This is a genomic window from Fibrobacter sp. UWCM (genome assembly GCF_900129735.1).
Classification (GTDB): domain Bacteria; phylum Fibrobacterota; class Fibrobacteria; order Fibrobacterales; family Fibrobacteraceae; genus Fibrobacter.
This window is the reverse complement of sequence record NZ_FQWR01000042.1, coordinates 1-8,905: the sequence shown is the minus strand read 5'-3', so window position 1 is coordinate 8,905 and position 8,905 is coordinate 1. Positions and strand designations below refer to the sequence as shown.

The window sequence follows — 8,905 nt, the reverse complement described above, 5'->3', positions numbered from 1 at the left end:
TTGTAGTTGACTTTTGCCATTGTTTTACCTTTTTGGGGTTGCGCAATGAATATAGTAGCTTATGCTACCCTCTTATTAAACTCCTGCATGGTCCAAGAACAGGCTGCCGCGAATTAAAGGCCTTGCCTTACAATTTCCTGATAAACGAAGGGAGAGTCTTCTTTCAAGTCGTCAAGCGTGACCTTATTGTCGGCATACTTTTTGAAGTGTCTTTTTCTCATCTTGCGGCATTCGGGCCTGTCTAGTTGCAAAGCCTCTATCGTGTCCCAGCATTTCTGCTTATAGGTTTCATCATAACCGGGATTGGGGTAGATGGAGCCATCCGCAAAATTAATGAAGAACGAATCCTGCTTCATGTGCGGATCGAACGGATCCAAAGGCGGTACTTTGGTCCGCTTCTTACGGTTCTCACCAAGGCAACAAAGGCGGTAGTTACCCCATTCGTAAGCAAGTTTCTTTCCGTTTGTCGGGTCAGACTTGGGAATAAAGTGGTCTACCGAATCGGCTCCATATACGGAATCAAAGTATATCGCCAAGTAAGCACAGGTATGGCCATAAAGGTCGGCCATCTCACCTAGACATGCCGTCCAAAAATTTCTGTACTTGCTGGGATCCACACCCGGATTCGCCCGCAGCCAAGCATTGCCCGGTTTACGCACTTTATCGTCAAAATCGGCAGGTTCTATCTGCGGCTTTACAGGAATCATTCTATAAAGCCCTTCTTCTTGCATATATGACGAATAACGAACAAATCTTCATCCAAGGGTGAAAGTTTCTGCAAAAGTTCATTATAAATATTGCGAATTCGCTCTGGGGTAGCCCCCGAATTCTCTCGCAAAGCATCGTTCATTTCTTTCAGCAACGCCTCGGATTCCGGCGAACGAGGAGAGGTCAAATCAAAAGCCTCACTCGTGAGCCAAGAATCAGAAGAGCCCATCTTCTCGAACGGACGTTCCTCAAAACTGATTGCACCACCATCGACAGAATCGAAATCGAACCACTTGTCACGCGATTTGTCGAAGGTATCTTCGAGCGAAGTCATTACCAGGGCCGAATGTGTAGAGGCTATTACCTGCACATCGGCCCCCTCGCCATACATTTCGCCAATAGCGGCAAGGATTGAATTGAGAACTTTCTTTTGCCAGCGCGGATGCAAATGGGCCTCCACTTCGTCCATCAAGAAAGTCACCTGCGAAGCTGTCGGAACCCCGCGAAGTTGAGACGCCTTGCGGTGTTCACTATAGGCCCAGGTAAGGCAGTAAGCCAAAGCAAGAATCCGGCGAATACCCGCAGACGCATGGAGCACAGGGACATTTCCATAAGGCATGGCTATGGTCGGAATATCGCGAACATCGTCAACAGAAAGGCGCGTCGGTGTCGAAATCTTCAAACTGAAGTCAGGCGGGGATAAATTCACGAGCAAGTTTTCAAGGATTCTAAATTCGCTACCCTTCTGGTCTTGCCACTTAAGCATATCCGCAAGCAAGCCATTGCAGACCGACTTGTCGCCATCCTTCTGGCCTTCCCATATTTCACGCGAAGAAAAAACAAAAGCAGGCCTGCGTTCCTGAATGTCTGCCGTTGCCCCATTCCTCCAATAGTTCCTAGCAGGGTCCCAGACGCAGAAACTACCATCAGCAAGGGCGTAAATAACAAGTCCTGCATTGTAGGGTCTGCCTACCTGACCAACCCACCCCTGTTCAGCACGATCAAAGGTGGCCTTGTAATCAACATGGTTATCATGCTCAGTAGTCAGATTGAACCGAATAAAGGATTCTGAAGTTGGATCCTGCGGCCGACCCACAAGGCCCGAGAATAGATTCTGATTAACCTCGGCGGGCCACTTGCGGGTCATGGCATACCAGACCGTATCCAAGAAAAATGTCTTGCCTAGACCGTTGTCACCAGTAAGAACATTCAGGCGCTTGGCAAAACTAACCGACAGCCGCTTAATCGGCCCGACATTTGTAGTTTCGAGAAAATTCAGCATTTGCGCTCCAAAATTAGTAAAAACTAAATGAAAGTGAACCTTGCGTTACCGGCGGCAAGGGCGGTCACGCGAATCTCGTAATATGTGCCAACGTTAGGATTAGCGGGTAGTTCCTTTTCGTTCCAGTAGGGGTTCGACACCGACTCCGTCACGGTGACACCGTCTACTACCCATTCAAGGGTAAGCGGAGGAATTGTGCCACCACCTTCCGTGCCAATCTGGAGCCGGTGCTGGTACCAGGGGGACGACGGCGTTATCGTCAGCAACACAGTCTCGCCCTCGCGGAACCCCACCGCCTTGCCCGCGGCAGGAATGTCAATCGTGCGCGAAACCGTGCCCGGAGTCACTTCCTGCTGAACCGTCCAGTCCTTGTCCGTCGCATCGGTGAATGTATCCGTGCCGCCGTTTGCAGACGCTTCGAGCGTCACGCCCGGCACATCGCCATCCTCGAACTTGTCCTGAATATCCCCGGCATCCACCGTGGGCGAACCGAGATACGCCGCAGTGTCGGCCTGGTAGTTGTTGCTTTCGAGCACCGTTTCCACATCGGGACGGAATACGCCCACGGGGTTGTTGTGCTCCAGCACCAGCGAGGCGTTGTCGCCAAGGGCGACATCGTCGCCCGAGCCGAGTGTCACCGTATCGAGCCCTTCGCCCGCTACCACCACATCACGGTCCATGCCCGTGTAAATGGCATCATCGGCACCGAGGGCATAGAGGCCATCGTCAAGGGCCACAGAAGAAGCCCCGTTCACCCGGTTGATGTTCGCGAAGTCCGCGAGGTCTTCCCCGGCGGCATACGGTACATCCATGTCGAAGGTGAGCGCGGCGCTGTCGCCGAATACAAGGTCGCGGTCATGGTCGCCGCCCACGGCGGCATCGGCCCTGCCCGAGCCCGCCACCACCTGGATGGCCGCAATCACCGGCATGTTCATGGGCCACTGGCCGCCTTCCGTGTGCAGGTTGCGAATGTACAGGTCGAAAGTATCGCCCGCAACATTGTGGAACACCACATAGTTGCCGATGAGTTCCACCATGGGGGTGGCTCCCACGGCAAGGTTCGCGAGCGCATCACTACGGCTCCTACAAGTCGCCTCGCGATAGTCGCCGTCGAAGGCGTGACCCTTCCAGTCGTTCAGGTAGCGGCTACCATCCTCGGAACCCTGGATTTCGTAGATGTGGCTGTGGGCGTCCGTGTCGGAGTCGTCGGCACCCAGGTACACGTACACGTCGCAGGTACCGCCCGCGCCACGGAACGAAGAAAGGTTCGTGAGCGAAACATGGATGTCCTGCTGTTGCTGGGCGGCCGTGTAGCCCGCGAACAGGCGGCTGTTGGCCGTGTCGCCGTCCAGTTCGGTAGAGGTGCGGAACACGAGGCTCCCGTTCTGTCCCTGGTCAGTCGTTCCCGAATCGTAGGAACTCAAAGAAATCCCGACGGAACTGTCCGTGACCGTGCCGCCTTCGCTGTAGCGCAGCACGGGCGTAGTCGAATTCTCGTTACCCTCATGCGTGTACAGGTGGTTGTTGTACAGGTAGAGGTTGTTCCATCCGGTGTCGTGCACCACGCCCGCATGGCCCGAGGCCATGGTGGAATCGTCCGCGCCACGGGTCGTGAAGTTGACGCTCAGCACCTTGCGGCCATCCACCGTCGCATCCTTGAGCTGTTCAAGGTCGCGGATGGCGGCAGGGCCGTTCGCGGCGTCAAGGCTTTCCGCCGTAGCCTCTTCGCCAAAGAACGCCTGCGCGATGCCAAGCTGCGTGAGTTCGGACTGGCTACCCGCAAGAATCTTGTCGCCACCGAGACCGCCCACAACCGTATCGTTGCCGTCACCAGTCACTATGCGGTCGTCAAAGCCGACTCCCTGCACAAGGTCGTCCGCGTCAGGGTCAAGGCTACGGGCAGACGACACCATGGTATCGCCCGTGCCCAGGCGGTCCTCGAACCGGAGCGAGGCGCTATCGCCAAACACAAGGTCGTTGTCGCGTATGCCGCCCGCAAGTTCGCCGAAGGTAGCCATGTAGTCGCTGCCGGCACCGCCCACGACGATGTCGTCGCCGCCACCCATCGAAACGATATCGTCACCGCCGAGGTTCAGCTGCGTAGACACGGCCACATCCTGCGCATGCAGGTCGCCACGCACCTGTATGGCCGCGATGCCCGGCAAGTTCTTGCCGTTGGGGTGCTGGTCGGGGAACGCATCCTCGATTACCACGCGGAAGTTGTCGGCAAAATTGGCCGCAGATACCGTGAACACGGCGTAGTTCGCGTAGGTTGCCGCGGATGCCGTCGTGGCTGTAGCCCGTTCGTAGCCGCCGTCAAAATTTTCGCCTTCGGCATCGTCCACATAGAAGCTCTGCAGGGCAGTACTGGAGTCGCCCACATACAGGCTCACCTTGCGCACGCTGTGCTCGTACGCGGAATGGGAATCCGGTATATCCAGATAGACCACCACCCTGTATTCCGTAAAGTACTGGGCAAGGCCGTCCACCACGACTTCGAGCCTGTTGTCGCACTGGGCGTTCGGGGCCGTGGTCATGAGGCCCGCGTTCATCAGCGCCGCATCCGCGTCGGTCGAGGCGTTCGCGAAATTGTGGCCGTAGGCCTGCAGGTTGATACGGTTGTCGGTATCCGTGTTGCGGTGGCTCTCGATGCCGCCATAGCTCACGCTCACGGCGCTTGCGCGGGTACCGTCGTCGAAGCGCACCACCTCGCGGTCGTCGTTGCCGTAGGTGCCCGCAAGGTTCCCGCCCACGTTGTTCCAGTTGGCGCTGCGGTAGTCGTCGCCATGGGTCGCGTTCAGGGCGCCCGCGACTGCTTCCGACGAAAGCCCGGTCTGCGAGGCTCCCTGGAAGTTGAAACTGAGCGTCGCCTCGGTGCGGGTTTCCACACCGCTTTCGGCGGCATTGCCCTGGAAGGTCGCAAAGCCGTTGTCGCCAAACACGACATCTTCACCTTCGCCAGTCTTGATATGGTCACTATCCAGGCCACCGAACACCACATTGCGGCCATTTCCGGCATCGATGGTGTCTCCACCTGCACTACCGTCTTCGAGACCCGCTCCCGTAATATTGCGGTCCTTGTTGGTGACCATAAGCGCATTGCGCCCGGTGTCCATAATGACCTTGCCGCCATCACCCACAATGATGTCGTTCCCGGCACCCGTGGTAATGGTATCGGCATCGGTTCCACCGATAATGGCGTTCTTGCCATCGCCCGTGGTAATCGTGTCGCTACCGCCCTCGGTATCGCTCTTGCTCTCGGCAATCAGGCGATCCGACAACACCGTGTAACGCCCACCGTCACCAATCACAACGTTATCGCTGCCGCCAATACCGATTGTATCGCCAGCCTCGCCGCCCATGGCGACATTCTTGTTGCCGCTGATGGTCACAGTATCGACATCACCCACAGAATCGCTCGTGGTCTCTACAGTATGCAGGCCAAGGTTCAGCGAGTCACCATAGACCGCACCCACATTCGCCGCGTTGTAGTATTTAACGGAACCATTATCGCCAAGGGCAATGTTGTTGTTGCCCGAAACAGTAATGGTGTCGCCATCGGCACCGCCAATCACCACGCTATCGGTGCCGCCGACACTTATGGTATCGGAACCACCCTCACTATCGTTCATAGAGTGGATTTCGTAGGCTCCGCGACGCACACCGTCCGTCTGCAAGCGGTGCACGGGCCCGTTTGCAGCGGTATCGTCGCCATGATTCTTGCTTATGCCAGTCGTATAGTCAAGGCCGCTGTTCGTAGAACCGAGCACCGTCACGGGGTTTTGCGGGTCTTCGCCGTAAAGCACCTGGCCACGGTCGCCAAACGCGATGCCGCCACGGTTCATGTTTATGGTGTCGTCACCGAAACCACCGAAAACAACCATGTCGTTACGGGTCACTGCATTCGAGGTGGCGTTGATTATATCGTCACCACCCTGTGCATTAACAACAAGCTGACCGTCGCCGCTATAGCCATGCTTGAAACTTACCGAGTCAACAGTAACACCATTGGCAAGCGTGAAGGCGCGGGCAACAACGAAATAGATTTGTTCCAAAGTTGTCACTTCGCGGCGTTGGGTCGTGCCGTCGCTCAACACGGCATCTACATAGATTTTTTCCGATACATCAAGTGCGGACTTAGCCTCGTTGAAAGCCTCGACACTTCCAGTAAGCGTGTAGGCGTATGTCGCGCCACCGTTATCGGCAGTTCCCGAAAAAACGGCAGATGTACCCGAAGCAATTTCAGTTGCCGATTCCTCGGCATAGCTGTTTATGTTCACGGTATCGTCAGTAGCGTTTCCGCCAGTAACGCCAGAACCCGTATTCACCACGGTGAATGTCTGGAATCCATCCTCGCGGTAGATAGTCTTGTTCACATTTACCGTGTCGGAACCCGAACCCAGGTTGTATTCGGCATATTCCATCTGGGCGGCGGTGATACCTTCCGCAGCAAGGTCACTATGGTTGAAACGCACTGCGTGGGCATCAAAATCAGGCACCTGATTTTCAGCCTCTACAACCATACTACTACCCGATGTCATCGACGTAAACGCATTCAGCGAACTGGTCTTGGCATTTTTATCATCCTGGTTGTTCACAAACAGGCGGTCAACCATAGTCGCCTCATCCTGGAACAGGTAATCCTTGTTGCCAGAAAGCATTATCTTCGAGTTTGACTCACTGAAATCACCACATGCATCATTCAGAGTCAGGGTGACAACACCATCCGCAATGGAACAATCCTCAATTTGGAACCATCCAGATTCTTCAACGGTTCCCGCTCCAGTCGGAATAAACTTGAGCGTCTTCTTAAAAAATGTTGCTTCATCTGTCACATCCATTTCAAGTTTTTCAAAAATGGAAGCATACAAGTCCTGATTATCAGACAAGGCGATAGAGACAACATTTCCTGCCACACTCCGTGCAACAAAGAGGGAGCCCATATCGTAATTGTTCTTTTCGTTATAATCGCTTGCGTCAACATTCTGCGTACTTGCCTGAATCTTGTGTTCGTATTTCAGCAATTCGGGATTATCCAAATCCACGTCGATGCTCTTACCTTCACCATAGGCATAGACAGGGCCATCAATTTCGGCTATAGTCTTGTCGTTCCCAGCCGTAACCGTCGTAAGCCCGTAATCTTCCCTGTATGCATCGGCAATGGCAGAAACAGTCACAGTATAGGTAGTCTTCTCGCTGGTAAAGGCTAGAATCAGGCTGCCATCGGACTCCGGCGTCACTCCTTCAGCAGATAATGTTACCTGCTTATTTTTCTTAAGCGAGCCATCCTGTTCAAGGACATCCTTTGCAAAAGCAAGGTCCTTCGTACTAACCTTCACATAAACAGTCTTCCCTGCAGCAACAGTCTGATTTAGTCCAACAGAACATTGGACAGAATTGTGACTATCGCTTGCATATTCGACAAGAGTATCTGCATGGCTGCTTACGACAACGGCAGGAGGCATATTCTGGGGTTCCGTTGGCGTTGCAGGAGGTTCGCTAGCGGAATTTGTCGAAGAAGCTATCGTTCCTGTTACAGTCAGTGTTCCGTGCAATGTGACAAAACGATTATTGTCGGCATTATAGAACACCAGCACATTGCCGTTTTGCTTGTAGTAGATTCCTGTAGTATTTTGGGATGCTCCCGCTACGGGAACATCTTTGCCATTATATTTAACCGTCAGTGACTGAATCTCGTCGTATGCCAGTATAGCCTTGGAACCGTCAATTCGCATGGAATTTGAGCGGACATTTACTACAAGAGTTTTTCCTTTGCAATTTGGATCATTTATCGTCAGGATACCCGTCGTAGGATTCAGCGTAGAGGGTTTCACACCATCTTCACCAACGGCACACACCTGCATCGTGTAACCTTGCGGAAGACCCTTCGCCCACTCTCCAAGTTGAACGGGGCTTCCCGTATAGCGGAACTCTTCGGAATAGCAGAGCAACTGGTTCGATGCTGAATCGGCACTATTGCCAACTGATACGGCTAGTGCAGACACAGAATCTCTTAGGGCAGATGTCACACTTTCGTTCTGCTCGGTACGGGTCCAGAAACTTTCCACAGAAACCGACTTGACGGATTCCGTTTCAGCAAGTTTGTCATTAAAGGCGATAACCCTTACATGGAAACTTTGATGCGTACTGTCTAGCGTAAACGAGACCGTTTCGCCGTAACTGACTACATTTTCATTACCATCAACCAAGGCAATCATCACACCACGGTCACCCTGCATAAACGCAGTATTCGCAAGAACTGGTGCTCCGAGAGTTACCTTGATTGAGCCGCCCTTAATATCGCCCGCATAGCGGACATAAAAGTCGCTTGCAGTCCCCTCGTTTATTGATATATCCGAGCAAATACGGTTATCTGAATCCGTAATAAATACGGCGGGAACATTACTTGTATCAACAATGTTAAACTTATCCGCAATTACCTTTGCGGTATCGAAAGTCGTATCTCGGGCCGCCTGCTGGGTTGCGTCAAGTCCATCACTAGTCAAGACTTCGTATTCAACATAGCACGCCTGACCATCCGTTTCTGAACTGCGAAGAACCTTGTCTTCGTCAAGGCCACCCGTGGTGAAGGTGTCATTACCCTTGCCACCGTTCAGTTCCGTCACCTGGTCTTCCCGGCTTCCAAGCACATAGAACATGTCGTCACCGCCAGCCGCATCGAAAGTGGTCTTTTCTACTCCGGCAGCCTTTACACCTACCATGTTACTAAGGGTTCCATCCTTGGTCACGACAACAGTATCATCGCCATTGGTTCCGCGAACAAACAGCGAGTCATCACCTTCTCCACCATCAATGGAATTTGGATTTGTAGGTTTTTTAATAGTGGGTTCATGAACAACCATATTCATTACCGGTTAAGTTAAAATATATCCTTTTTTCTTGTTAAGTGGTATA

At 53.3% G+C, this 8,905-nt stretch carries 3 protein-coding genes; all 3 read right to left on the bottom strand.

Going from position 1 to position 8,905, the window contains the following annotated elements; genetic code table 11:
- Nucleotides 1-113: 113 nt before the first annotated feature.
- From BUB22_RS15585 to BUB22_RS15575, 3 genes are read right to left on the bottom strand one after another with little or no spacing between them, the layout of a single operon-like run.
- Entirely contained in the window at nucleotides 114-707 is a 594-nt protein-coding gene (locus BUB22_RS15585) for an HNH endonuclease family protein (RefSeq protein ID WP_073116572.1), read from the bottom strand.
- Complete coding sequence (locus BUB22_RS15580; RefSeq protein ID WP_073116571.1) at nucleotides 704-1,990, bottom strand: AAA family ATPase; 1,287 nt, start codon at nucleotides 1,988-1,990, stop codon at nucleotides 704-706. The genes BUB22_RS15585 and BUB22_RS15580 overlap by 4 nt, the downstream gene beginning before the upstream one ends.
- A gap of 23 nt (nucleotides 1,991-2,013) precedes the next feature.
- Nucleotides 2,014-8,859, bottom strand: coding sequence for a calcium-binding protein (locus tag BUB22_RS15575; RefSeq protein ID WP_139259053.1), 6,846 nt, complete (start codon nucleotides 8,857-8,859; stop codon nucleotides 2,014-2,016).
- Nucleotides 8,860-8,905 lie beyond the last annotated feature (46 nt).